Consider the following 25,935-nt stretch of genomic DNA (forward strand, 5'->3'; position numbering starts at 1 on the left):
GCAAAACGGCAACCTCAGGTTGCCGTTTTTAGTGTTTGCACCCTCTCCCTGTGGGAAAGGGGCGGGGTGAGGGCATCAGGCTGCGGCCTATTCGACAAAAATGTGCGGATAAAACCGTGACAGATCCTGCGTGATCAGCGCGCGATCTTCGCGAATGCCAATCCCGGCCGGTTGATCGTTGATGAGCCAGCTGCCAATCAGGGTATAGCTGTCGCCAAACTTCGGCAGCTGATAGAACTCCTGGACGATCATCCCTTCTTCGCCGTATGGCCCTTCAACCGCTTCCAGCGTCTTGCCGTTTTCGATAATCGAGACGTTTGCGCCTTCGCGGGAGAAGATCGGCTTAACGACGTATTTCTCCATTTGCGGGTAATCATCTTCCGCAAAATAGGCTGGCAGCAGGTTCGGGTGGTTCGGGAACATCTCCCAGAGCATCGGCAGCAGGGCTTTGTTAGAGATAATGCTCTTCCAGGCCGGCTCCAGCCAGCGCACGCCAGCATCTTCCAGCTTGGTGGAAAACATCTCGCGCAGCATGTATTCCCACGGGTAGAGCTTGAACAGGTTGCTGATCACCTGGTCCTGCATATCCGTAAACTGACCTTTTTCACCCAGGCCGATATCCTCGATATAGAGGAACTCGGTCGCCACTTCCGCTTCGGCGGCGCAGTCCTGCAGATACTGAACCGTGCCACGGTCTTCTTCCGTGTCGCGGCAGCAGGCGAGATGGAGCAGGTTAAAGCCATGCTGTTCGCGCAGCTCGGCAAAACGCTCAATCAGCTTTTCCTGCAGGCTGTTAAACTGGTCGCTGCCTTCCGGCAGGTTTCCGGCATTGGCCTGGTCTTCCAGCCAGATCCACTGGAAGAACGCCGCTTCGTACAGAGAGGTTGGCGTATCGGCGTTGTTTTCCAGAAGCTTCGGTTCACCTTTGCCGTCCCACGCCAGATCGAGGCGAGAGTAAAGCGAAGGTTGATTCGTTTTCCACGACTGGCGCACAAAGCCCCAGGTGTGCTTCGGAATGCGGAACTTTGCCATAAGCTCGTCGCTGTCGATGACCTTTTCCACGACCTTCAGGCACATCTGGTGCAGCTCGGCCGTCACCTCTTCCAGTTTTTCCACCTGAGCCAGCGTGAGCTTGTAATAGGCGTCTTCACACCAGTACGGCTCGCCGTACATGGTGTGGAAGTTAAAACCGTACTCGGTGGCTTTTTCGCGCCAGTCCGGGCGCTCGGTGATACTGACTCGTTCCATGATCAGCCGCCCATTGAGCGAGTAGAGGAGGTGCCGGTCGCACTGCGCTGCATGCTGGTCTGCTTCGCCACAGATTCACCAAACCCGCCGCGGGTGATGGTGCTGGTGGTCGCTGGCTTCGGCGCCATCGCCGTTTTCGGAACGTTCACTGTGCGGCCTGGGGTCGCTGCGCCGTAGCCTTTGCCGCTGGCATCGGTATATTGACCGTAAGCCGGGCTGGCCGGGTTTTTCGAGCTAAACAGCGGCTGCTGCTGGTAGCCCGCACCGCCGCCCATCAGGCGACCCATCATGTAGCCTGCCATCAGCGGCATCCAGAAGCTGCCGCTGGACTGCGCCTGCGCCTGATTTTCAGGAGCGGTGCCTGCCTGAGCCGGTGCCTGCTGGCACTGACCTTCACCAAACTCCGCCACGCAGTCTTCGCGTGAGGCATATTTCGGTGCAGTACGTTCCGCTTCTTTCAGCGCGCTCGTATAAGCCGTTTTACATTCGGCGGCTTTGCCGGTTGCGGCGGAGCAGTCGTCTGCGTTTTGATACAGCGAAACCGTTTCGTCATTTTTCTCACAGCCTGCCAGCATAAAGACAGCCGTGACCGCCAGCGCAACAGGGGTGAGGTGACGCGCGTTCCAGCTCTTGCGGAACGAAGCGTGATTTATAGATTTTGTCCGTTTCATCTTTGTCTTCCAGGACCCAGTGGTAATAACGCTCAGGATAGAGGATGAGTGGTTGAAAATGAAGCGAAGAGGGGCGGAATCAGGGGGATCTTTACGTTGGCTTACGTTCGGATGTGATTCAGATGCGCCCTCTCCCTGTGGGAGAGGGGCGGGGTGAGGGCATCAGGCCGCGGTGGGCCTGATGACACTCTTAGTTACGGAACGGATTATTGCCTTTGCTGGCAGGCGCGGTGGTACGCGCGGCGGCCGGCTGTGCCGCAGGGGTGTTGCTGTTAGCGTTGAAGTTATCAACCGCGGCAACCTGCTCCGGGTTCTCCGGTGCAACGCTGTCCGGTGAAGTGGATACCGGCTTGCCCAGCGCGCTGTTCAGCATCTGCAGATCTTGCTCGTTCAGCGTACCCAGAGCCTGTTTGATGTTCAGCTGGTTAATCAGGTACTGGTAACGCGCGCTCGAGAGCTGCTGTTTCGCGTTGTACAGCGTGGTGGTCGCGTCGAGCACGTCAACGATAGTACGTGTACCGACCGAGTAGCCCGCTTCCATCGCATCCAGAGAGCTTTGCGCAGACACAACGGCCTGTTTATAGGCGTTGATGCTGCTGATCGAGGCGTTCACGTTGTTGAAGGAGGAACGCACGGTCTGCACCACGTTGCGGTGGGCGCTTTCCAGCTGCTCGCTCGCGCCAACAAAGTTGTACTGCGCCTGTTTCACCTGAGAGTTGACCTGACCGCCCTGGTACAGCGGCAGGGAGAAGCTCAGCCCTACTTTGTTCTGACCCATATTGCTGTCGTCATACTGGGACGTATTGGTTTTAGAGCCGCTGTAGGTCGTATCAGAGACGCCGGTAGACGCGCTCAGGCTCAGGGTTGGCAGATGGCCGTCCTGCGCCTGACGAATTTGCTCGCGGGCCAGGTCCTGGCTCAGACGCGCCTGCAGCAAACTCAGGTTGCGGTTTTCCGCCTCTTTCAGCAGGGCGTTAACGGCCTGCGGTTTATCCGTTTTAAAGCTGTCCACGTTCAGCGACGCCAGCTCAGGATAGTAATTCCCGGTGACCTGACGCAGGGATTCCAGCGCGTTGTCGAGGTTGTTACGCGCGGTCACTTCGTTAGCCAGCACGGTGTCGTACTGTGAACGGGCGTTCTGCACGTCGGTGATCGCGACCAGGCCCACGTTGAAGCGCTGGGTGGTTTGATCTAACTGGCGGTAAATCGCCTGTTTCTGCGCTTCGGTGTAGGAGAGTGCGTCAATCGCGCTCAGCACGTTGAAGTACGCCGTGGCGGTGTTCAGGATCAGCGTCTGCTGGTCGGTCTGATAGGTCACATCCTGGATACCCGCACTCTTTTCCTGCAGGGTCAGGGCGCGCCATTTGGACATATCAAACAGCGTCTGTGTCAATTGCAGTGAGGCGCTAGTAGCATTGGAATTTACGCCGTTAGCGTCGCGGAAACCGTTGCTGTAGGTATAATCTGCACCTAAACCTAACTGTGGCAGCAAGGGGCTACGCGCTTCGTTAATCTTTTCAAACGCAGCATCACGATCGGCCGCTGATTTACGTAAATCAGGGTTGCCCAGACGTGCCTGCTGGTAGACCTGTAACAGGTTTTCCGCCTGGCTCATTGCACTGAAGCCCGTCAGGCTCAGGCCGATAAGGATGGGGAGCAATTTCTTCATTTGCATTCCTTGTTGTGAAGCAGTATTAGCGCTGATCTAATTAAAAAATAATTGCCGATTCTAACAGAATCTTCCATACCAAAAGGTTGGCGTAACGTGCCATCTGGCGGTAATTTGCACCAATCTACCATATAGCCTTACAAACGGCAGCCAAACAGCCTTGAAATTCACAATTTCATCACCATTGCTACCAGGACTCGACTCATGCAAAAACCAGAAAAGTTGCCCGTGACATTCGCCAAAAACGATGTAGAAATTATTGCACGAGAAACGCTTTATAGCGGTTTTTTTTCAATGGATCTTTACCGTTTCAGGCATCGCCTGTTTAACGGGGAAATGAGCGGCGAAATCAGACGCGAAATTTTTGAGCGCGGTCATGCGGCAGTCTTGCTACCCTTTGACCCAGTGCGTGACGAAGTTGTGCTGGTGGAGCAGATCCGCATCGCCGCTTATGACGTCAGTGAGAGCCCGTGGCTGCTGGAGATGGTAGCCGGGATGATCGAAGAAGGTGAGACGGTTGAAGACGTCGCCCGGCGCGAGGCGCTGGAAGAGGCCGGACTGGTGGTGGGTCGCACCAAGCCGGTGCTGAGCTATCTGGCAAGCCCGGGCGGTACCAGCGAGCGCTTGTCCATTATGGTGGGCGAAGTGGACGCCACGACGGCGGAAGGGATCCACGGTCTGGCAGATGAAAACGAAGATATTCGGGTTCATGTGGTGAGCCGGGAACAGGCTTATCAGTGGGTAGAAGAGGGGAAAATCGACAACGCAGCGTCTGTCATCGCCCTGCAATGGCTGCAGCTGCATTATCAGACATTACGAAACGAGTGGAAAAAATGAAGCGCTATACGCCTGACTTCCCAGAAATGATGCGCCTGTGCGAAACCAATTTCGCACAGCTGCGCCGCCTGCTGCCGCGAAACGACGCACCCGGCGAAACGGTAAGCTATCAGGTGAGCAACGCGCAGTATCGGTTAACGATAACAGAATCAACGCGCTACACTACGCTGGTGGAGATTGAGCAAACGGCACCCAGCATTAGCTACTGGAGCCTGCCGTCGATGACGGTGCGCCTCTATCACGACGCGATGGTCGCTGAAGTGTGTTCAAGCCAGCAGATCTTTCGCTTCAAGGCGCGGTATGATTACCCGAATAAAAAGTTGCATCAACGCGACGAAAAGCATCAAATTAACCAGTTTTTAGCCGACTGGCTAAGATATTGTTTAGCACATGGAGCAATGGCGATTCCGGTTTGTTAGCGTCATAAACCTACCTAAGGACACCATTTGGAAAGCCTGTTGAACCTGACTGTTGCTGGTGGGGCGCCAGTCAGGATATTACAAATCACCGATACCCACCTTTTTGCCGAAAAGCATGAGACGCTACTGGGAGTAAACACCTGGGAGAGTTATCAGGCGGTGCTTAGCGCCATTCACGCTGAAAACCGTGCATGCGATCTGATTGTCGCAACGGGCGATCTGGCGCAGGATCAGTCCTCCGCGGCCTACCAGCATTTTGCTGAAGGCATCGCGAGCTTTAGCGTGCCTTGCGTCTGGCTGCCGGGAAACCATGACTTCCAGCCTGCCATGTTCAGTTCTCTTCAGGATGCGGGGATTTCTCCGGCGAAATGTGTTTTTGCGGGTGAACAGTGGCAGATCCTGCTGCTGGACAGCCAGGTATTTGGCGTCCCGCACGGTGAGTTAAGCGAGTTTCAGCTCGACTGGCTTGAGACCAAACTGGCTGCTGAACCTGAACGCCACACGCTGCTGTTGCTTCATCATCATCCTCTGCCGGCGGGCTGCAGCTGGCTCGATCAGCACAGTCTGCGCAACTCCGCGGCGCTGGATCGCGTGCTGGCGAAGTTCCCGCGGGTGAAAAATCTGCTGTGTGGGCATATTCATCAGGAACAGGATCTCGACTGGAACGGACGCCGCATGCTGGCGACACCGTCGACCTGCGTTCAGTTTAAGCCGCACTGCGCCAACTTTACCCTGGACACCATCGCGCCGGGCTGGCGCTGGCTGGAACTGCATGCCGACGGCACGCTGACTACGGAAGTCTGCCGTTTGACCGGTGCAAAATTCCGCCCGGATACCGCTTCAGAAGGCTATTGATGTCTACGCTCCTTTACCTGCACGGATTCAACAGCTCGCCGCGCTCCGCAAAAGCGACACAGTTTCGCCAGTGGCTGAGCGAGCATCACCCCGACGTTGAGATGATTATCCCGCAGCTGCCGCCTTACCCGGCAGAGGCCGCGGAGATGCTGGAATCTATCGTGCTTGCGCACGGCGGCGAAACCTTCGGTGTGGTCGGTTCATCCCTGGGCGGGTATTACGCTACCTGGCTCTCACAATGCTTCATGCTGCCCGCCGTTGTGGTTAATCCGGCGGTTCGGCCATTTGAGCTGCTGAGGGACTTTCTTGGCGAAAACGAGAACCCCTACACCGGCCAGCAATATGTGCTAGAGTCACGCCATATTTACGATCTCAAAGTTATGCAGGTCGACCCGCTTGAGGCGCCGGATCTCATCTGGCTGCTGCAACAGACGGGTGATGAAGTGCTGGATTACCGCCAGGCAGTGGCGTATTACGCCTCCTGCCGCCAGACTATAGAAGAGGGCGGAAACCATGCTTTCACGGGCTTTGAGAATCATTTCACCCAGATTGTCGATTTTCTTGGACTGCACAGCCACTGACAATCAATGCGAATTGCTAGTTTAAATCATGACGCAAACCTATAACGCTGATGCCATTGAGGTCCTCACCGGGCTTGAGCCGGTTCGCCGCCGCCCGGGGATGTACACCGATACGACGCGCCCAAACCATCTGGGCCAGGAAGTTATTGATAACAGTGTGGACGAAGCGCTGGCGGGCCATGCCAAACGCGTCGACGTTATCCTGCACGCCGATCAGTCGCTGGAAGTCATCGACGACGGGCGCGGCATGCCGGTGGATATCCACCCGGAAGAGGGCGTGCCTGCCGTTGAGCTGATCCTCTGTCGTCTGCACGCGGGCGGTAAGTTCTCAAACAAGAACTACCAGTTCTCCGGTGGTCTGCACGGCGTGGGCATTTCCGTCGTGAACGCCTTGTCCAAACGCGTGGAAGTGAACGTCCGTCGCGACGGCCAGGTCTATAACATCGCGTTTGAAAACGGCGATAAGGTGCAGGATCTGCAGGTTGTCGGCACGTGCGGTAAACGCAATACTGGCACCAGCGTCCACTTCTGGCCTGACGAAAGCTTCTTCGACAGCCCGCGCTTTTCCGTTTCTCGCCTGACGCACCTGCTAAAAGCCAAAGCGGTGCTGTGTCCGGGCGTGGAAATCACCTTTACCGATCACGTTAACAATACCGCACAAACCTGGTGCTACGCCGACGGTCTGAACGACTACCTGTGCGAAGCGGTAAACGGCCTGCCAACGCTGCCGGAAAAACCGTTTGTCGGTAACTTTAGCGGCGATACCGAAGCCGTGGACTGGGCGCTGCTGTGGCTACCGGAAGGCGGCGAGCTGCTGACCGAAAGCTACGTTAACCTGATCCCAACCATGCTTGGCGGTACCCACGTCAACGGCCTGCGTCAGGGGCTGCTGGACGCGATGCGCGAGTTCTGCGAATACCGCAATATCCTGCCGCGCGGCGTGAAGCTGTCGGCGGAAGATATCTGGGATCGCTGCGCCTACGTGCTCTCCGTGAAGATGCAGGATCCGCAGTTTGCCGGTCAGACCAAAGAGCGCCTGTCGTCACGTCAGTGCGCGGCGTTCGTCTCCGGCGTGGTGAAAGATGCGTTTACCCTGTGGCTGAACCAGAACGTTCAGGCGGCAGAGATGCTGGCCGAAATGGCCATTTCCAGCGCCCAGCGTCGTCTGCGCGCCGCGAAGAAGGTGGTGCGTAAAAAGCTGACCAGCGGCCCTGCGCTGCCGGGCAAGCTGGCGGACTGTACCGCGCAGGATCTCAACCGTACCGAGCTGTTCCTCGTGGAAGGGGACTCGGCGGGCGGATCGGCCAAGCAGGCGCGCGATCGTGAATATCAGGCGATCATGCCGCTCAAGGGTAAGATCCTGAATACCTGGGAGGTCTCTTCTGATGAAGTGCTGGCCTCGCAGGAAGTGCACGATATCTCGGTCGCGATCGGCATCGATCCGGACAGCGACGATCTGAGCCAGCTGCGCTACGGCAAGATCTGTATCCTCGCGGATGCGGACTCCGACGGTCTGCACATCGCCACGCTGCTGTGCGCGCTGTTCGTGAAGCATTTCAAAACGCTGGTGAAAAACGGTCACGTCCACGTGGCGCTGCCGCCGCTGTACCGTATCGACCTCGGCAAAGAGGTTTACTACGCGCTGACGGAAGAAGAGAAAGCGGGCGTGCTGGAACAGCTGAAGCGCAAGAAGGGCAAACCGAACGTGCAGCGCTTTAAAGGGCTGGGCGAGATGAACCCGATGCAGCTTCGCGAAACGACGCTGGATCCGAACACGCGCCGTCTGGTGCAGCTGACGATCAGCGACGAAGACGAACAGCAAACCAACGCCATGATGGATATGCTCCTTGCCAAGAAACGTTCGGAAGACCGACGTAACTGGCTGCAGGAGAAAGGCGATATGGCGGATATCGAGGCCTGATGCCCTCACCCTAACCCTCTCCCACAGGGAGAGGGAATGGATCGTAGGCCCGGTAAGCGCTAGCGCCACCGGGCTTTTTTACGTCAAAACTCCATCTTCACCGTAAACTGCACTTCGCGCGGATCGCCGATTTGGTTGCCCAGGTTGTTGGTCGCAATGGACGACGTGTAGTAGGTCTTATCAAACAGGTTTTTCACGTTCACCTGCAGCGTCACCGGATACTGTAGCTTCATCTTGTACGCCGCAAACGCATCCGCCACGAAATAGCCCGGCAGATAATAATCCGCACCGTTGGTTGCGGAACGACGGCTTACGCCGTGCCCGCCGCCGCCCAGCGTCAGCGTATTCCCGGCAATCGCATTGTGAATATCGTAGGTCAGGAACAGGGAGCCGGTATGGCGCGGCACGTTCGGCAGCGGTTTGCCCGCATAGTCCGGGTCTTCCAGCACCTTCGCGTCGGTATAGCCGTAGCTGGCGATAATGTTGGTGTTCTCGGTCAATGACCCGGCAAGATCCACTTCCACGCCCTGCGAGCGCACGCGGCCCGCGGTTTTGGCGACGGTTTCATCACCAATGCTTTCGGTGTAAAGCACGTTGCGCTTGTGGATATCAAACAGCGCAATATTGGCGGTAATGCCGTCGAACAGGTCAAACTTAGCGCCTATTTCATACGCGTTTGACGTTTCCGGCGGCAGGTCGCCAATGTAGCTCGCAATGGACGACTGCGGCATAAACGTCTGGGAATAGTTGGCAAAAAGCGAGACCGCCGGGGTGAGCTTATAAACAAGACCCAGCTTTGGCGTCCATTGGTCGTCACGGCTGTCGGTGTTCACGTTAAACGGACGTCCTTTCCCCGCGTACTGGGTGTAATACTGATAGCGCATTCCGGCGACGGCGATCCACTTATCGGTCAGGTACAGCGCGTCCTGCGCGTAGGCGGAGTAGCTCTCCTGCTTGATGGTTTGATCGCTGTCGGATGCCGAGACGGTGGTGCACTTGCCGAGGCTGCCGTAGCTCGGGTTGTAAATATTGAAATCCTTAACGTTCTTACAGCGGATCATGTCCGTACGCAGCAGATCGTAATTCTCATACGACACGCCGGTCAGGATCTCATTGTAAAAGCCCGCGATGTCCACGTTCCCCTGCAGATCCGCGCGCGTAGTGTGCATACGCTGGGTCGAGCCCTGGGTAGCATCCACGCGGCGGGTCAGGTTGCCGGTTTTTGAATCATAGGCCATCACGCGGGCTTGGTTATCGCTGTATTTATCCTGGCTGTAGCTGTAGTCGAACTTCGCGGTCCAATGGCTGTTGAGGCGATACTCCGCGTTGAGCTGAGCGAGATCGGACTGGCCGTCGGTCACGTTAAACGGTTCGTCGAAGCGGGTTTTGCGATCGACGTCGACGGCTTTTTTAGTGTTGAGATCGAAAATAGTTCCGCGATCGAACGGCGTTTTATAGTCGCGATGCGAATAGAGCACGGTCACGGTGGCATCGTCGCCGAACCAGGTGAGCGACGGAGCGATAAAGGTGCTGCGTTCGGTGCCGAAATTACGCCAGTAATCCTCGTCCTGATATTCGCCCGTCAGGCGATACGCCAGGCGCGTGCCGTCAATCGGGCCGGTAACATCGATCTGTCCGGTGCCGCCGCCAAAGCTGGAAGAGGTAGCGGAAAGGGAACCGCCGAAGGTTTTCTCCGGGCGTTTGGTGACGACGTTAATCAGGCCGCCCGGATCGAGAATGCCATAGAGCGTGGAGGCCGGGCCTTTCAGCACCTCCACGCGCTCGGTTGCGGCATTAAAGCTGCGCGGCAGCACGGTGCGCAGGCCGTTGGTCATGATCGAGCCGTCGCGGTTCGCGCCAAACCCGCGGCGCACGAAGGCATCCTGCGTACCGCCCAGGGTGTTGGTCTGCACCACGTTGCTGACGTTATAGAGCGCTTCATCCAGCGTGGTGGCATGCTGATCTTCCAGCACTTTGTCGCTGACGGTATTGACCACCTGCGGGATGTCCAGCATCGGCATGTTGGTTAACGTCGCGGTGGAGGTATTCAACGGCTGATAGCCATTCGTTGCCTCCGCCGTCGTATTTGGATCGGCGGTGACGGTAAGCGTTTCGCCGTCTGTAGCCGCGGTGTTATCTGCTGCCTGCACCAGCGGCGCCATAAACAGCAGTGAAAAGAGCGCGCGCTCTTTTACCCCAGAGAGTGAAGGTGTGAACGTAGCCATTACATCTGTTATCCCGAAATATCCCGCGAATGACGTTTCGCGGAAAAATATGTGAGTCATTGCCCTTTACGGTCTGTCCGTTAGCCACGGCGAGCATCGGACATGTAATTGAGAATCATTCAACCATGCGGGAATGTAGTAGTAAATGGAAAAAAGAAAAAAACGGCTACAGCGTAAAACCGGGAGTATAAGCGCAGCGGGATAATGATTAACTTATTGAATTAAATGATTTTGAAAGTCATTTCTTGTTCATTTCCCCTCAGGCTTATCCCTGGTTTTATCAGGGTGTTTCTTCTCTTGACTACTACATGGCGCAGCGTCAAACTCTCAAAAGAGAATGATTTTTATTTATATTTGTTGCGCTTTTTATTACGTTGGCATCCACGTGGCACACAACACAAAAAAACCGGGACTGGTTCTGGAGAACCTCTCTGCGGGCTATCAGAAAAAAATCATCGTTGATGATATCTCCCTTGCCATCCCTCAGCAGAAAATGACGGTGCTGGTAGGGGCGAACGGCTGCGGAAAATCCACGCTGCTGAGCACCATTGCGCGTTTGCTTCAGCCGCTTGGCGGCGCGGCAATTCTCGACGGCAAGGCGATCCACGAGCAGCCGACCAAAGCCGTCGCCCGCAAGCTGGGTATCCTGCCGCAGTCTCCGCTGCTCCCGGAAGGCTTGACCGTCTTTGAGCTGGTCTCGCGCGGGCGTTTTCCCTGGCAGAACTTTATGCGCCAGTGGAGCGACGAGGACGAGCTGGCGGTGGAAGAGGCCCTGCGCCTGACCGGCACGGCGGAGTTTGCTCATATTCCGGTGGAAAGCTTGTCCGGCGGCCAGCGTCAGCGCTGCTGGATCGCCATGGCGCTGGCGCAGCAAACGCCGTATATCCTGCTTGACGAGCCCACGACGTTTCTCGATCTCCGCTATCAGGTGGAGATCCTGGAACTGCTGCACACCCTGACCCGCCAGCACGGACGTACCGTGGTGGTGGTGCTGCACGATCTCAACTTTGCCGTGAACTACGGCGATTCGCTGGTCTTTTTACGCCAGGGAAAAGTTGAAGGCGTATTGCATGAGGGCGATGCCTGCACGCCGGAGCTGATCAAAGCGGTGTTTGATGTCGACGTGCATATGTCCATAAACCCGTTGACCGGCAAGCCGTTCTTTATGCCGTTTCGCCAGAGCACCGTTCAGCCATGATGCGCTCCTCTCTGGCCTTCCCGATCTTCGCATTGCTGCTGGCGCTGGGCGCGATTATGCACCTGGGTATCGGCGCACGCTTCATCCCCCCGCAGACGGTGGTGGAGGCATTCTTCCATTTCGATCCGCGCAATTTCGACCATAACGTCATTATCAAATTAAGACTGCTGCGCCTCTGCGCCGCGATGGTGACGGGCGCCGCCCTCGGCGTGGCGGGCGTGCTGCTGCAGTCCGTGATCCGCAACCCGCTCGGCGAGCCGCATATTCTGGGGCTCAACGCCGGGGCCGCGCTGGCGGTAGTGATTACCAGCGCGCTTGGGCTGTCGCTGCCGTTTGGCCGCCCGCTCGTTGCCGCCGCCGGTGCCGCCGCGCTGTTTTTGCTGGTGCTGATGTTCTCCTCGTCCGGTCGCACCGGGCTTACGCCGATGAAGGTCACGCTGTGCGGCGTGGCGATGTCGGCGTTTGCCTCGTCGATTACCGCAGCGGTGTTAATTCTCGATGAACAGACGCTGCTCGCCATGCGCACATGGCTGGCAGGGGACCTGGCCGGGATCAACGTGCAGACGCTCCGGAGCGCCCTTTGGGCTGCAGCAGCCGGTTTTGTTCTCGCCATCGGGCTGTCGCCCTCGCTCAACATGCTGGCGCTGGGAGACCGAATGGCGCAGGGGCTTGGCGTGTCGCTGCTGAAAACACGACTGCTCACCCTGCTGGCCATCGCGCTGCTCTGCGGTGCGGCCGTCTCAATTGCCGGGCCGATTGGCTTTATCGGCCTGGTCGTGCCGCAGCTCATTCGTCGTCTGGTGTCGGTCGATTTACGCGTGATGGTGCCGCTGTCTGCCCTGTGTGGCGCGCTGGTTCTGCTGCTGGCGGATATCGCCGCCCGCACGCTTTTTACGCCCTGGGAGCTGGCAGCCGGCATTATGACGGCCCTGGTCGGCGCGCCCGTGTTCATCTTTATGGCATCGAGGATGTTCAAATGAACCGGGCCGGATTCTGCGCGATCCGTATTGGCCGTGTATCGACGCTGGTTCGCCCGCGGGCGCTGGCGTGCCTGACCCTTTTAGCGCTGGTGGCGCTAAGCCTGCTGGGCTTTGGCCTGACGCACGGTTCTCTGCCTGTTCCCACCTCCGCCATCGGGCGCGCGCTGTTTTCTCCTGAGAGTCTGACGGCGGAGACGCGCTACATTGTGATGGATATCCGCCTGCCGCGCCTGCTGATGGCGGTGCTGTGCGGCGCGATGCTCGGCATGGCGGGGGCGGCAATGCAGTCCATCACCCGCAATGGCCTGGCTGACCCCGGGCTTATCGGCGTGAAGGAGGGCTGTAGCGCGGCGGTACTGCTGCTGATTTTTCAGTTCCCGGCGCTGGGCCTGGCCTGGCGTCCGCTGGTCGGCATGGCCGGCGGGCTGCTTACCGCGCTGTTAGTTATCGGCCTGGCGCGCGATATCTCGCGCCCGCGATTCATCCTGATCGGCATCGGCGTTTCATGGGCCTTTGCCGCGGCAATGGGCGTCTTTATGACCACGGCGGACGTGCGCGACGTGCAGACGGCGATGCTGTGGCTGGCGGGAAGCCTGCATGCGGCCAACTGGATGCTGGTGGGGTTGGCCGCTCTCTGGGCGGCCCCCGCGTTTGCGCTGCTGCTGTTTACCGCGCGGGCCGCGGACGTGGCGTTGCTCGGCAATCAGGCCGCTACGGGCCTTGGCGTACGCACAACCCGGCTGGCGCTGCTGCGGGTTCTCGCCCCGGTGGTGCTGACGGCGGCCTGCGTTTCCTGCGTGGGCAGTATAGGTTTCGTGGGGTTGATTGCCCCGCATATGGCGCGCCTGCTGCTGCGCGGTGGGCAAACCGCGCTCCTGACGGGAAGCGCCGTGCTGGGCGCGCTGCTGGTGCTGCTGGCGGATAACGTCGGACGTCTGGCATTCCTCCCGCTGCAGCTGCCGGCGGGAATTGTGATTTCATTGATTGGCGGACCGTTTTTCCTGCTGCTGCTCTGGCAGCGTCGGGACAGATTTTAGGGGACTAGGATGCGCGTACTATTTTCGATGCTGTTGCTGGTGGGGTTCGCGGTGGGTGCGGCGGAGCCGACGCAGACGTTTACTGACGATCTGAACCGAAAAGTGGTGGTGCCGGTTCATCCGAAACGGATTGTCTCTTTACACGATCTGGATATCACCATTCCGCTGATTGAGCTTGGCGTACCGCCGGTGGCAAGCCATGGCCGCACGCGGCCGGACGGCAGCCACTTTCTGCGCTCCAGCGGCATGTTGACCGGCGTCGACTTCGATAATTCCGACATTAAATTTATCGGCACGGCCGATATCGACATTGAAGCCATCGCCGCCGCAAAGCCTGACCTCATTATTACCGAGCCGACCCGCAACACCCCGGTGGAACAGCTGGCGAAAATTGCCCCGACGGTGAGCATCGATCATCTCGACGGCGGCGCGCCGGAGATCTACCGCAAGCTGGCTCAGCTGACGGGAACGCAGGCGCGGCTTAAGGTTCTGGAGCGGCGCTATCAGGAGCAGATTAAGGCGCTGAAGGCGACTATTGATACCCGCAAGGTGACCGTGTCCGTGATTCAGGCGAATCAGGGAAAGATTAACGCCATGCACAGCTACCACTCGCTGGGCCGCGTGCTGCGCGACGCCGGGTTCACCTTCCCGCCGCTGATTGAGAGCATCCCGGAAGGAGGGCGCATCGACGTCAGCGCCGAGCGCCTGCCGGAGCTGGATGCCGATTTCGTCTTCGCCACCTGGCGCGGGGATACGGGCGGGAAACCGCAGGACGAGCTGGCGGCGATGGATGCGGTCATGCCGGGCTGGTGTCAGTTCATGAATGCCTGCCGAACCGGGCACTACGTGCTGATCTCGCGTGAAGAGGCCATCTCGAATTCGTACGCCTCGTTAGGGCTGATGGCCGCGCAGGTACAGTCGCAGATTGCCGGGCGTCCGCTGCCGGAGGCGTCACGGTGATCCGCAAAGAGAAAGGGCGCGTGGATGTCTATGGCGACCGCTTTCGCGCGCGTGCGCATCAGCTGACGCCGCGTCTGCTGCAGGTTGCACGCTATATTCATGACAACCGCGAAGCGGTGATGGAACAGACCGCAATGGAGATCGCGACGCTGTTGAAAACCTCAGATGCCACGGTGGTCCGCGCCATTCAGGCGCTGGGTTTCGCCGGGCTGCGCGATCTCAAGCAAACGCTGGAGCAGTGGTTTGGTCCGGTGGTCACCTCCAGCGAAAAGATGTCCACCACGGTGAATACGCTCGCCAGCGACGTCAACGCGAGCATTGATTTCGTGCTGGAGGGGCATCAACACACCTGCGAGGTGTTATCCGAGCCCCACAACCGCTACGCGATGGCGCCTCCGGCATTCTGGCCGAGTACACCGCCAGGCTTTTCAGTCGTATGGGGTTACCCGCCACGCCGCTTAACCGTACCGGGATAGGGCTTGCCGAGCAGCTGATTGCGCTTCAGCGCGGCGACGTGCTGGTGATGATGGCGCAGAAATCCGCGCACCGGGAGGGGCAAACCACGCTGCGTGAAGCAAAACGTCTGGGCATTCCCACCATCCTGCTGACCAACGCCCTAGACTCACGCTTCAGCAAGGAGGCCAGCGTGGTGATCCACGTTCCGCGCGGCGGCGAAAAAGGCAAAATCCCGCTCCACGGCACGGTGCTGCTGTGTCTGGAAATGATTATTTTATCCGTGGCCTCCACCGAGCCGCAGCGCACTATCAAGTCGATGAAGCGCATCAACGAGTTACATCGTGGGTTAAAACCGGGGAAGAAAAGCAGCTGATTTCCCCGGCTCGCGGATCACGCTTTAGGAATACGCAGCGTCTGGCCAGGATAGATTTTATCCGGGCTGGAGAGCATCGGGCGGTTAGCCTCAAAAATCTTATTGTACTTGTTGGCATCGCCGTACACGGTTTTGGAGATAGCGCTCAGGGTATCGCCGGATTTCACCGTGTAGTAGGTGGCTTCATCTTTGGCATCTGTCGCGGTGATGTTGTTCTCCACCTCGCTGACGCCCGCGATGTTCCCGACGGCGACCTGGATTTTTTCTTTCTGCTCCTGGGTCAGCCCGTCACCCGTCACGCTGGCTTTGCCGTCGGTAACGTTAACCTGAACCTTATCTGAACCGGGAATATTGAGTTTTTTGAGATGCTCGGTGATTTTGTCACTCTGGCCTTTATGATCGGTCAGGTTATCCCATAGCTTTTCGCCTGCTTCTTTCACGAAGTTAAAAAGACCCATTCCATCCTCCTGTTAATCATGAAGTCAGAATAAGCATAGCAGTTGAGTTTTAAGCTGATAAAAAACCCGGTAGCGCTGACGCTCACCGGGCCTGAGTCTGTTCTCCCTCTCCCTGTGGGAGAGGGCGGGATGAGGGGAAACTTAAACCCCTTGCTCCAGAATGCGGATGTGGGTTTCCAGCACGTCACCCTTCACCGCGTCGCTCCACGCTTTCATGTGCGGGGTCTGCAGGTGCGCTTCAAGGTGCGCGACGGTTTCCCACTGCTCAACCATGATGATTGAGTCTGGCGCGGTCGCCTGGAAGCTGGCGTCAGTGGCGGCATCCACCATCGGCGCGTAGCCGTGGCAGCCTTCTTCTTTCAGTACGGTCGGGATAATTTTCACGAACTGATCCAGCACCGCCTGACGGTGATGTTGACCTGGACGAGTACGGATTTCTGCGATTACGGTAAGCATGTTTACTACTCCTTTAATTCCAGGCTACCAGTTAAGCAAAAATTTCCGCGAGATGCTTGCGATATTCTGCGATATAGCTCGGGACGTCAGGCATTTTAATCACGTCGTTGACGATAAAGGTCGGCAGCGGATCCATGCCCAGGAACTGGTTAGCCTTGTGTAACGGCAGGTACGCGCCGTCGACGCCCACGCCTTCGAAGAACTGATCTTTATCGGTGAAGGCTTCCAGCGGGGCGTTCCAGGTCAGCGAGAGCATATATTTTTTGCCCTGAATCAGGCCGCCCGAGCCGTATTTTTTGGAGGCGTCAGAGCGGGTGCGGCCATCGCTGGCATACAGCGAACCGTGACCTTCGGTGAACACGTCGTCCATGTATTTTTTTACGGTCCACGGCGCGCCCATCCACCAGCCTGGCATCTGCCAGATCACTACGTCAGCCCACAGGAAGTTCTGCACTTCGGCCTTCACGTCATAATTGCTGTCTGCACGCACGACCTTAACATCATGCCCGGCGTCGCGCAGGAAACCGTCCGCGACCTCGGTCAGGGTGTCATTCAGCTGGCCTTTAGAGTGCGCAAATTCTTTTGCACCGTTGATAATCAGAATGTTGCTCATTATTTGTCCTCGATGATGAGAGTATGGCGAGTATTCTACGCGCGAGGACGGTGCGGTAAAATGAGCAAAATGTGCAAAGTCTTTTGCGTTAAACGCAATAATCCCTACCAGCTGACCTTCACTTCAAAACCGCCTTCAGGCGCATTGCTCAGCGAAACGCGCATCCCGTGCAGAGCGGCGATGCGTTTTACAATGGATAACCCCAGCCCGCTGCCCGTCGCATCCTGACCCGGCGGACGATAAAAGCGCTCGCCGATGCGCGCCAGCGCGTCCGGTGAAATGCCGGGGCCGTTGTCGCGCACGGTAAAGCCACGCGCGTCCAGCGTCACGTCCACCGTACTGCCGCGCGGGCTGTAGCGAATCGCGTTATCCAGCAGGTTGCGCACCAGCAGGCTCAGGAGCAGCTGCTGGCCCGTGCGTGTAACCTCTGGTGCATGGATGTTCAGGCGAATATCAATGCCCGCCTGCTGCGCCGGATGCCAGATATCCAGCACGGCCGACTGCAGTAAGTCGGCCAGGATAATCGGTTCGACATCGTCAAGGTTATCCAGTGAATCCAGGCGCGACAGCGTGAGGAGTTGATCCACCAGCCGGGAGGCGCGGTCGATACCCGCATGTAGCTGCGAAAGGGCTTTGGACTGCGCCTCGGGATCGTCCTGATACAGCTGCGCCACGTCAGTTTGCACCTTCAGTGCCGCCAGCGGGCTGCGCAGCTCGTGGGCGGCATCGGACGTAAAGCGGCGCTCGCGGGTCATCATCTCCTGGGTGCGCGCGAAGAGATGATTCAGCGCGTCGAGCAGGGGACGCACCTCTGTGGGTACCCCTTCCGTCGGCAGTTTATCGGTAGCATCCGGCGAGCGGGAGCGCAGGGTCTGCGCCAGCTTTTTCAGCGGCTTCAGTTCACGGCTCAACAGCAGGATCAGCAACAGCAGCATTACAGGTAGCGCCACCAGCCAGGGGGTCAGCTGCGAGCTGACCACGTCCAGCGCCATCTCCTGGCGGTACTCCCACTCCTGGCCGACCACCACGCGGTACTTCCCGTCGGGTGAGGTCAGCCATAAAAAACGCCACTCGTCGTTGTCGCCCTGCAGCTGCCCGTTATCGAACCCGTCGCGGCGATAGTGGTACGGAATATCGCGTCCGTTTTCACCGTCGTTGAGGAGCATTTTGCCGTCGACGGCGTAAATGGCGAAAGCCAGCGCGTCGTCGTCCAGACGACCGTGCTTCACTTTTTTAGGGATGTCACGCATGCGTTCGGGAGCGCGGATCTCGTCCAGATCCATCGTCAGCAGCCGTTTAGCAAACAGCATCTGCTGGGTATCGAACAGCTTGTCGAGCTTGTGGGTCGTCTGCTGCCAGGCGACCACGCTGGCGGCAAACCAGGCCGTCAGAGAGAGCAGCAGGAAGAGAAGCGTCAGGCGCAGCTTCAGGCTAAGGCGTTGCGTCAGCTTCATGCGTCACCCAGGGTGTAGCCGATGCCGTGCACGGTGCGGATAAACTCGCTCCCAAGCTTGCGGCGCAGATGATGGACGTGAACCTCGATGGCATTGCTGGAGACGTCGTCGTCCCAGGTATAGAGTTTTTCCTCGATCATCTTTCGCGGCAGCACCCGACCGGCGTTACGCATTAACAGCTCCAGCAGCGCGAACTCTTTCGGCTTGAGCGTCAGCGGCTCACCGTTCAGCGTGGCGACGAGACGGGTCGGATCGAGCGTGACCTTCCCGTGACGCAGTTCGCTACGCGCCTGGCCGTGGCTGCGGCGGACCAGCGCCTCGAGGCGGGCACCCACTTCTATGAGCGCGAACGGCTTACAGAGATAATCATCCGCGCCCAGACGCAGCCCCTCGACGCGCTGGTTCAGCGCATCCCGCGCCGTCAGAATTAATACCGGCTCGCTGCGCCCGCTTTCGCGCCACGCGCGCAGGATCTCCAGACCGTCAATTTCCGGCAGCGTCAGATCCAGCACCACGGCATCATAGGGAGCAGAAGAAAGCGCGGCCTGACCGGTTTTTCCGTCGGTAAACCAGTCCACGCTAAAGCCCATTTTGCTTAACCCCGCCTTGATACCGTCGCCGATTAACCTGTCGTCTTCTACCAGTAAAATGCGCATGTTCCCCCCTTGATGCCGTCAGTAAACCCTCTGTAAGCGCCTGCTGTACAGCAATAATAATTAAATTTTTCCCTTAAGAAGTTGTTAAGGATTATCCTGTTAAATGGATTGCGAAACGACATTAAAGGGAGAGATGAAGATGAAAAAATTCGCTGCAATTGCTGCCATCATGATGATGACCACCGCGCCGGTCTTTGCTGCTCAGGGCGGTTTTACTGGCCCATCGGCCACACAGACACAGACCCAGACGCAAACTCAGCAGGGCGGTTTTGTCGATAACAACGCTAACCTCACCACCGCGGCAAAAGTGAAAGACCTGAAGGACGATGCCTGGGTGAAGCTGCGCGGGAACATCACCGAGCGCCTGTCCGATGACCGCTACACCTTCCGCGATGAGTCCGGCACGGTCGTAGTTGAGATTGACCACAAGCGCTGGAACGGCGTGACCGTCACTCCGCAGGATAAAGTTGAACTGCAGGGTAAAGTCGATAAAGACTGGAACGGGTTTGAAATCGACGTGAAGCAGGTTATTAAGCTGAACAAATAACCCGAAAAGGGCCGCCTGTGCGGCCCTTTTTCTTTGTGACTCAATTCATCAGATGAGGTAGTATCTGCGGCAATATTGCCTGAAACCCTTCGGTTTCTGAGTTGAGGAATCACACGTAATGAGCGATATGGCAGAGCGCCTCGCGCTACATGAATTCACGGAAAACGCCTACCTGAACTACTCCATGTACGTCATCATGGACAGGGCGTTGCCGTTTATCGGGGATGGCCTGAAGCCCGTTCAGCGCCGCATCGTCTATGCGATGTCCGAACTGGGGCTGAACGCCACCGCCAAGTTTAAGAAATCCGCCCGTACCGTCGGTGACGTACTGGGTAAATACCATCCGCACGGCGACAGCGCCTGTTATGAAGCGATGGTGCTGATGGCGCAGCCGTTCTCTTACCGCTACCCGCTGGTGGACGGGCAGGGGAACTGGGGTGCGCCGGACGATCCGAAATCCTTCGCGGCGATGCGTTATACCGAATCCCGTCTCTCTAAATATGCCGAAGTGCTGCTGGGCGAGCTGGGTCAGGGAACCGTTGACTGGGTGCCAAACTTCGACGGTACGATGCAGGAGCCGAAGATGCTGCCTGCGCGTCTGCCGAACATCCTGCTGAACGGTACCACCGGTATCGCGGTCGGTATGGCGACGGACATTCCGCCGCACAACCTGCGTGAAGTGGCGAAAGCCGCCATTACCCTCATCGAGCAGCCGAAAGCGACGCTCGACGAGCTGCTGGATATCGTGCAGGGGCCAGATTTCCCGACCGAAGCCGAGATCATCACCTCGCGCGCGGAAATCCGCAAAATCTACCAGAACGGTCGCGGCTCCGTGCGCATGCGCGCGGTGTGGAATAAAGAGGACGGCGCCGTGGTGATCACCGCGCTGCCGCATCAGGTTTCCGGTGCCAAAGTGCTGGAGCAGATCGCCTCCCAGATGCGCAATAAAAAGCTGCCGATGGTGGACGACCTGCGCGACGAATCGGATCACGAGAACCCGACCCGCCTGGTGATCGTGCCACGTTCCAACCGCGTGGACATGGAGCAGGTGATGAACCACCTGTTCGCCACCACCGATCTGGAAAAAAGCTACCGCGTCAACCTGAACATGATTGGCCTCGACGGACGCCCGGCGGTGAAAAACCTGCTGGAGATCCTCACCGAATGGCTGACCTTCCGCCGCGATACTGTCCGTCGTCGTCTGAACCATCGTCTGGAGAAAGTGCTTAAGCGCCTTCATATCCTTGAAGGTTTGCTGGTGGCGTTCCTCAATATCGATGAAGTGATTGAGATCATCCGTACCGAGGACGAGCCGAAGCCGGCGCTGATGTCGCGCTTTGGCATCAGCGAAACCCAGGCCGAAGCGATCCTCGAACTGAAGCTGCGCCATCTCGCCAAACTGGAAGAGATGAAGATCCGCGGCGAGCAGAACGAGCTGGAAAAAGAGCGCGATCAGCTGCAGGCGATCCTCGCGTCCGAGCGCAAGATGAACACCCTGCTGAAGAAAGAGCTGCAGGCCGATGCCGACGCCTTCGGCGACGACCGTCGTTCTCCGCTGCACGAGCGCGAAGAAGCGAAGGCGATGAACGAGCACGACATGCAGCCGTCCGAGCCGGTCACCATTGTTCTGTCGCAGAGCGGCTGGGTGCGCAGCGCCAAAGGCCACGATATCGACGCGCCGGGCCTGAGCTACAAAGCGGGCGACAGCTTCAAAGCGGCGGTGAAAGGCAAGAGCAACCAGCCGGTGGCGTTTATCGACTCCACCGGCCGCAGCTACGCCATCGACCCGATCACGCTGCCTTCCGCGCGCGGGCAGGGCGAGCCGCTCACCGGCAAGCTGACGCTGCCGCCGGGGGCGACGGTTGACCATATGCTGATGGAAGCCGATGACCAGAAGCTGCTGCTGGCGTCCGATGCGGGCTACGGCTTTATCTGTACCTTTAACGACCTGGTCTCCCGTAACCGTGCCGGTAAGGCGCTGATAAGCCTGCCGGACAACGCCCACGTGATGGCGCCGCTGGTGATTGAGAACGAAAGCGACATGCTGCTGGCGATCACTACCGCCGGACGTATGCTGATGTTCCCGGTCAGCGATCTGCCGGAGCTGTCTAAAGGCAAGGGCAACAAGATCATCAACATCCCGTCGGCGGAAGCCGCGAAAGGCGAAGATGGCCTGGCGCACCTCTTCCTCCTGCCGCCGCAGAGCACGCTGACCATTCACGTCGGCAAGCGTAAGATCAAGCTTCGTCCGGAAGAGCTGCAGAAAGTGGTGGGTGAGCGCGGTCGCCGCGGCTCGCTGATGCGCGGCCTGCAGCGCATCGACCGCGTGGAGATTGACTCTCCTGCACGCAGCACCGCGGGTGACAGCGAAGAGTAATGTCGTGATATCCCCCTCTGCCCGGAGGGGGAGTTTCAATAAAATTTCCCGTAAAATCGTTGTTAATTCGTGCGTTGCGATTAACAATACGCGCTCGTAATAAAGTCCTTACCTGGCCACAGGTGAAGTATAATTGTCAGCTGTTGGGGCTTCAGAGGTCGCTATGCTATATATTGTTCGTCTTATTCTTACCGTTATCTACTGCATTCTGGTCTGTATTTTCGGCTGCATCTATTGCCTGTTCAGTCCGCGTAATCCTAAGCATGTTGCCACCTTCGGCCATATGTTCGGGCGTCTTGCGCCGCTGTTTGGCCTGAAGGTTGAGAAACGTCTGCCTGAAGGGGCGGAGAATTTCGGTAACGCCATCTATATCGCTAACCATCAGAACAATTACGATATGGTGACCGCCGCAAATATCGTTTTACCGCCGACCGTGACGGTAGGGAAAAAAAGCCTGCTGTGGATCCCGTTTTTTGGCCAGCTGTACTGGCTGACCGGTAACCTGCTGATTGACCGTAACAACCGGGCGAAAGCGCACAGCACCATTGCGGAAGTGGTGAATCATTTTAAAAAGCGCAAAATCTCAATCTGGATGTTCCCGGAAGGAACGCGCAGCCGCGGCCGCGGCCTGCTGCCGTTTAAAACCGGGGCGTTTCATGCCGCAATTGCGGCAGGTGTTCCAATTATTCCTGTGTGCGTTTCCAATACTTCGAATAAGATTAATCTTAACCGCCTGAATAACGGGCTGGTGATTGTTGAAATGCTGCCACCCGTCGATACCAGCAAATACGGTAAAGACCAGGTGCGCGAGCTGGCAGCGCACTGCCGTGAGCTGATGGCTCAGCATATTGCGCAGCTCGACAAAGAAGTCGCAGAGAGAGAAGCCGCCGGTAAGATTTAATCCGGCGTTGAAGGGAAAACGAATTCCCGCGTTGTTAGTCGTTTCAGATGGAGCTTATATGTCACTCAGTCGGCGTCAGTTTATTCAGGCTTCCGGGATCGCCCTTTGTGCGGGTGCGATGCCGCTGACAGCCAGCGCCGCCGGGCAGCAACAGCCGCTGCCTATTCCGCCATTAATTGAATCCCGTCGCGGTCAGCCGCTTTTCCTGACGCTGCAGCGCAGCCACTGGTCCTTCACCCAGGGGACGCGCGCGCCTGTCTGGGGCATTAACGGACGTTATCTTGGGCCGACCATACGCGTGTGGAATGGCGATGACGTTAAGCTCATCTACAGTAACCGTACCCCTGAAAATGTCGCCATGACCATCAGCGGCCTACAGGTGCCTGGCCCGTTGATTGGCGGCGCGGCGCGAATGATGTCACCCAGCGCCGACTGGGCGCCGGTTCTGCCGATTCGCCAGAGCGCAGCAACCCTGTGGTATCACGCCAACACGCCTAACCGCATGGCGCAGCAGGTCTATAACGGCCTGGCCGGAATGTGGCTGGTGGAAGATGAGGTCAGCAAATCCCTGCCGATCCCGAACCACTACGGTGTGGATGATTTCCCGATTATCATCCAGGACAAACGTCTGGATAATTTCGGTACGCCGGAATACAGCGAGCCGGGCAGCGGTGGCTTCGTCGGCGATACGCTGCTGGTCAACGGCGCGCAAAGCCCGTACGTCGAGGTCTCGCGCGGCTGGGTGCGCCTTCGCCTGCTCAACGCCTCTAACTCGCGCCGCTATCAGCTGCAAATAAGCGATGGCCGTCCGCTGCACGTGATTTCCGGCGACCAGGGCTTTTTGCCGGCGCCGGTTTCCGTCAAACAGCTGGCGCTCTCGCCGGGTGAACGTCGCGAAATTCTCGTGGACATGACCAACGGGGATGAAGTGTCGCTAACCTGCGGTGAAGCGGCGAGCATTGTTGACCGTATTCGCGGGTTCTTTGAACCGTCAAGCATACTTGTCTCGACCCTGGTGCTGACCCTGCGTCCAACCGGTCTGCTGCCGCTGGTGACCGATAGCCTGCCAATGCGCCTGCTGCCGCAGGAGATCATGAGCGGCTCGCCGGTGCGCAGCCGTGATATCAGCCTGGGCGACGATCCGGGGATCAACGGCGCGCTGTGGGACGTCAACCGCATCGACATTACCGCGCAGCAGGGCACCTGGGAGCGCTGGACGGTCCGTTCAGATATGCCGCAGTCGTTCCATATTGAAGGGGTGGCATTCCTGATCCGCAACGTCAACGGCGCGATGCCGTTCCCGGAAGACCGCGGCTGGAAAGATACCGTCTGGGTGGACGGTCAGGTTGAACTGCTTGTCTATTACGGTCAGCCTTCGTGGCCGCACTTCCCGTTCCTGTTCCACAGCCAGACGCTGGAGATGATGGACAGGGGCTCCGTGGGGCAGATGCTGATCAACCCCGCACCTTAACCCCAACATTCCCGGTTCGCCGGGAATGGTTTATGCCCGCCAGAAAAAGCGCGAGAACAGAATCAGCACCGGGTAAATTTCCAGACGCCCTAAGATCATCGCCGCGCACATCAGCAGTTTTGCCCCCTCTGTTAACGTGCCAAACGTCGACGCCGTCTCCCCAAACCCCAGCCCCATGTTGTTGATGCAGGCGGCAACCGTTGCGAATGAGGTAAACAGGTCGTAGCCCATCAGATTGAGCGACCAGACAAAAAAGCCCGTGATCATGACGTAGAGAAAAAAGAAGCTCCATACCGAGCGCAGGACGCGTTCATTCACCACGCTTTTGCCCACCTTAATGCTCAGCAGCGCTCTCGGATGCGCCAGCTGGTTCATCTCCTGAATACTCTGCTTGAACATAATGAGAAAACGCAGGGCTTTGATCCCGCCGCAGGTCGAGCCTACGCAGCCGCCAAAAAAGCTGGCGCTCAACAGCAGGAAAATGGTGTGTGCGGGCCATTGGGCATAGTCGGCGGTCGAAAGGCCGTTATCGGTCATCATCGAACTGGCAAGGAAGAAGGCGTGCACCAGGCTATCCGTGGCGTTGTACATCCCTGCATGCCAGACCTGCCAGGCGGTGATGACAATAATCACCGCGGCGGCGCTCAGAAAGAATTTAACCTCCGGGCTGCGGCGAATCGGTTTCAGGGTGCGTCTGACAATGGCGACGTACCAGAGGGTGAAGTTGAACGCGGAGAGCAGTGAAAACGCCCCGGCGACCAGCTCAATCGCGTGGCTGTCATAAAACCCAATGCTCTCGCTGCGGGTGGAGAACCCGCCCAACGACACGGTCGACAGCCCGTGACAGAGGGCGTCAAAAAATGACATTCCCGCCAGCCAGTAGGCCAGGGTGCAGGCCACGCCCAGCGCGAAGTAGGTCACCCACAGCGTGCGCGCGGTATCGGCAAGGCGGGGAGTCAGACGTTCCTCCTTGAACGGCCCCGGCATCTCTGACTGATAGAGCTTCATGCCGCCGATGCCCAGCAGCGGCAGGACCGCGACGGCCAGCACGATGACGCCTAACCCGCCAATGAAATTCAGCTGTGCGCGGTAATAAAGGTACGACTTAGGCAGGGCGCTGACGTCCCCGATTACCGTTGCCCCGGTGGTGGTGATCCCGGAAACCCCTTCAAAGAGCGCGTCGGCAAAGGAGAGCTGTAGCCCGTCATCCATCCAGAGCGGCATGGCGCTAATGAATGAAAACAGCAGCCAGAACAGCACGATAATCACAAACCCGTCGCGGGTGCGAAGCTGTATGCCGGCGTGACGGGTTGCCCGCCAGGTTAACCCTCCGAGAGTAAAAAAGGTTAAAAAGGTGGTCAGAAAGGCAAAGTAGGTTCGCTCTTTATTCAGCAGGGCGATAACCATCGGCGGCAGCATGGAAAGGCTGTACAGCAGAACCAGAAAACCGCAGAGGTGAAGGACAACCCGCAGCTGGGATACATGTAACGAATCGTTGGGCTTCACGACAGAGCTCCGCGCAATAACACGTTCCGGGGCAAATCACCGGAAAATATAGTGAATATTATGATT

At 58.0% G+C, this 25,935-nt stretch carries 23 protein-coding genes and 1 pseudogene; 14 read left to right on the forward strand and 10 right to left on the reverse strand.

Features of this window, described 5'->3' with window-relative positions:
• Window positions 1-87: 87 nt before the first annotated feature.
• The 3 genes from ACJ69_RS20485 to tolC all read right to left on the reverse strand — a co-directional run bounded on the left by ACJ69_RS20485 (window position 88) and on the right by tolC (window position 3,588).
• On the reverse strand, window positions 88-1,248 hold the full coding sequence (locus tag ACJ69_RS20485; protein WP_029740694.1) for a glutathionylspermidine synthase family protein: 1,161 nt from the start codon (window positions 1,246-1,248) through the stop codon (window positions 88-90).
• Between the two features lie 2 nt (window positions 1,249-1,250).
• Window positions 1,251-1,919 carry a DUF1190 family protein gene (locus ACJ69_RS20490; RefSeq protein ID WP_029740695.1) on the reverse strand — a complete coding sequence of 223 codons (669 nt, stop codon included), beginning with the start codon at window positions 1,917-1,919 and terminating at the stop codon, window positions 1,251-1,253.
• 190 nt (window positions 1,920-2,109) lie between these two features.
• Window positions 2,110-3,588 carry an outer membrane channel protein TolC gene (gene tolC, locus ACJ69_RS20495; RefSeq protein WP_029740696.1) on the reverse strand — a complete coding sequence of 493 codons (1,479 nt, stop codon included), beginning with the start codon at window positions 3,586-3,588 and terminating at the stop codon, window positions 2,110-2,112.
• Window positions 3,589-3,792: 204 nt separating this feature from the next.
• On the opposite strand from tolC, the gene nudF reads away from it, so the two are divergent.
• From nudF to parE, 5 genes are read left to right on the forward strand one after another with little or no spacing between them, the layout of a single operon-like run.
• Window positions 3,793-4,425 carry an ADP-ribose diphosphatase gene (nudF, locus tag ACJ69_RS20500; RefSeq protein ID WP_008502974.1) on the forward strand — a complete coding sequence of 211 codons (633 nt, stop codon included), beginning with the start codon at window positions 3,793-3,795 and terminating at the stop codon, window positions 4,423-4,425.
• On the forward strand, window positions 4,422-4,844 hold the full coding sequence (locus tag ACJ69_RS20505; RefSeq protein WP_003862516.1) for a DUF1249 family protein: 423 nt from the start codon (window positions 4,422-4,424) through the stop codon (window positions 4,842-4,844). Before nudF ends, ACJ69_RS20505 begins: the two co-directional genes overlap by 4 nt.
• Before the next feature lie 27 nt (window positions 4,845-4,871).
• Window positions 4,872-5,699, forward strand: a complete 828-nt coding sequence (gene cpdA / locus ACJ69_RS20510; RefSeq protein ID WP_029740697.1) for a 3',5'-cyclic-AMP phosphodiesterase — start codon at window positions 4,872-4,874, stop codon at window positions 5,697-5,699.
• Window positions 5,699-6,280, forward strand: a complete 582-nt coding sequence (gene yqiA, locus ACJ69_RS20515; protein WP_008502976.1) for an esterase YqiA — start codon at window positions 5,699-5,701, stop codon at window positions 6,278-6,280. Before cpdA ends, yqiA begins: the two co-directional genes overlap by 1 nt.
• Before the next feature lie 28 nt (window positions 6,281-6,308).
• Complete coding sequence (gene parE / locus ACJ69_RS20520; RefSeq protein WP_029740698.1) at window positions 6,309-8,201, forward strand: DNA topoisomerase IV subunit B; 1,893 nt, start codon at window positions 6,309-6,311, stop codon at window positions 8,199-8,201.
• A gap of 83 nt (window positions 8,202-8,284) precedes the next feature.
• Here the strand turns inward: parE and ACJ69_RS20525 are convergent, their stop codons facing one another.
• Window positions 8,285-10,426 (reverse strand): TonB-dependent siderophore receptor, encoded by a 2,142-nt coding sequence (locus ACJ69_RS20525; protein ID WP_059347647.1) that lies wholly within the window; start codon window positions 10,424-10,426, stop codon window positions 8,285-8,287.
• Between the two features lie 385 nt (window positions 10,427-10,811).
• On the opposite strand from ACJ69_RS20525, the gene ACJ69_RS20530 reads away from it, so the two are divergent.
• The 5 genes and pseudogenes from ACJ69_RS20530 (at window position 10,812) to ACJ69_RS20550 (ending at window position 15,430) form a co-directional block, all read left to right on the forward strand.
• On the forward strand, window positions 10,812-11,624 hold the full coding sequence (locus ACJ69_RS20530; protein ID WP_059347859.1) for an ABC transporter ATP-binding protein: 813 nt from the start codon (window positions 10,812-10,814) through the stop codon (window positions 11,622-11,624).
• Window positions 11,621-12,604: a FecCD family ABC transporter permease gene (locus tag ACJ69_RS20535; protein WP_059347649.1), complete on the forward strand. Its 984-nt coding sequence runs from the start codon at window positions 11,621-11,623 to the stop codon at window positions 12,602-12,604. Before ACJ69_RS20530 ends, ACJ69_RS20535 begins: the two co-directional genes overlap by 4 nt.
• A complete protein-coding gene (locus ACJ69_RS20540; protein WP_059347652.1) occupies window positions 12,601-13,641 on the forward strand; it encodes a FecCD family ABC transporter permease in 1,041 nt (346 codons plus the stop codon). Before ACJ69_RS20535 ends, ACJ69_RS20540 begins: the two co-directional genes overlap by 4 nt.
• 9 nt (window positions 13,642-13,650) lie before the next feature.
• Window positions 13,651-14,601, forward strand: a complete 951-nt coding sequence (locus tag ACJ69_RS20545) for an iron-siderophore ABC transporter substrate-binding protein (RefSeq protein ID WP_059347654.1) — start codon at window positions 13,651-13,653, stop codon at window positions 14,599-14,601.
• A pseudogene (locus ACJ69_RS20550) lies at window positions 14,598-15,430 on the forward strand (MurR/RpiR family transcriptional regulator). The gene ACJ69_RS20545 and the pseudogene ACJ69_RS20550 overlap by 4 nt, the downstream one beginning before the upstream one ends.
• Window positions 15,431-15,447: 17 nt before the next feature.
• Here the strand turns inward: ACJ69_RS20550 and lysM are convergent.
• The 5 genes from lysM to qseB all read right to left on the reverse strand — a co-directional run bounded on the left by lysM (window position 15,448) and on the right by qseB (window position 19,067).
• On the reverse strand, window positions 15,448-15,888 hold the full coding sequence (gene lysM / locus ACJ69_RS20555; RefSeq protein WP_023309194.1) for a peptidoglycan-binding protein LysM: 441 nt from the start codon (window positions 15,886-15,888) through the stop codon (window positions 15,448-15,450).
• A gap of 141 nt (window positions 15,889-16,029) precedes the next feature.
• Window positions 16,030-16,344 (reverse strand): putative quinol monooxygenase, encoded by a 315-nt coding sequence (locus tag ACJ69_RS20560; protein WP_023309193.1) that lies wholly within the window; start codon window positions 16,342-16,344, stop codon window positions 16,030-16,032.
• 31 nt (window positions 16,345-16,375) lie between these two features.
• A complete protein-coding gene (locus ACJ69_RS20565; RefSeq protein WP_059347656.1) occupies window positions 16,376-16,957 on the reverse strand; it encodes an NAD(P)H-dependent oxidoreductase in 582 nt (193 codons plus the stop codon).
• A 104-nt stretch (window positions 16,958-17,061) separates the two neighbouring features.
• Window positions 17,062-18,411, reverse strand: coding sequence for a quorum sensing histidine kinase QseC (gene qseC / locus ACJ69_RS20570; protein WP_059347658.1), 1,350 nt, complete (start codon window positions 18,409-18,411; stop codon window positions 17,062-17,064).
• Window positions 18,408-19,067, reverse strand: coding sequence for a quorum sensing response regulator transcription factor QseB (gene qseB, locus ACJ69_RS20575; protein WP_059347660.1), 660 nt, complete (start codon window positions 19,065-19,067; stop codon window positions 18,408-18,410). The genes qseC and qseB overlap by 4 nt, the downstream gene beginning before the upstream one ends.
• A gap of 139 nt (window positions 19,068-19,206) precedes the next feature.
• On the opposite strand from qseB, the gene ACJ69_RS20580 reads away from it, so the two are divergent.
• From ACJ69_RS20580 to ftsP, 4 genes are all read left to right on the forward strand, one after another.
• Complete coding sequence (locus tag ACJ69_RS20580; RefSeq protein ID WP_054829947.1) at window positions 19,207-19,614, forward strand: YgiW/YdeI family stress tolerance OB fold protein; 408 nt, start codon at window positions 19,207-19,209, stop codon at window positions 19,612-19,614.
• A 118-nt stretch (window positions 19,615-19,732) separates the two neighbouring features.
• Window positions 19,733-21,991 carry a DNA topoisomerase IV subunit A gene (gene parC, locus ACJ69_RS20585; RefSeq protein ID WP_059347662.1) on the forward strand — a complete coding sequence of 753 codons (2,259 nt, stop codon included), beginning with the start codon at window positions 19,733-19,735 and terminating at the stop codon, window positions 21,989-21,991.
• Between the two features lie 163 nt (window positions 21,992-22,154).
• On the forward strand, window positions 22,155-22,892 hold the full coding sequence (plsC, locus tag ACJ69_RS20590; RefSeq protein ID WP_029740707.1) for a 1-acylglycerol-3-phosphate O-acyltransferase: 738 nt from the start codon (window positions 22,155-22,157) through the stop codon (window positions 22,890-22,892).
• A gap of 58 nt (window positions 22,893-22,950) precedes the next feature.
• Entirely contained in the window at window positions 22,951-24,363 is a 1,413-nt protein-coding gene (ftsP, locus tag ACJ69_RS20595) for a cell division protein FtsP (RefSeq protein ID WP_059347664.1), read from the forward strand.
• A 30-nt stretch (window positions 24,364-24,393) separates the two neighbouring features.
• Here the strand turns inward: ftsP and ACJ69_RS20600 are convergent, their stop codons facing one another.
• Complete coding sequence (locus ACJ69_RS20600; protein ID WP_029740709.1) at window positions 24,394-25,869, reverse strand: TrkH family potassium uptake protein; 1,476 nt, start codon at window positions 25,867-25,869, stop codon at window positions 24,394-24,396.
• Window positions 25,870-25,935: the final 66 nt, after the last annotated feature.

It is taken from the genome of Enterobacter asburiae (assembly GCF_001521715.1).
Classification (GTDB): Bacteria; Pseudomonadota; Gammaproteobacteria; order Enterobacterales; family Enterobacteriaceae; genus Enterobacter; species Enterobacter asburiae.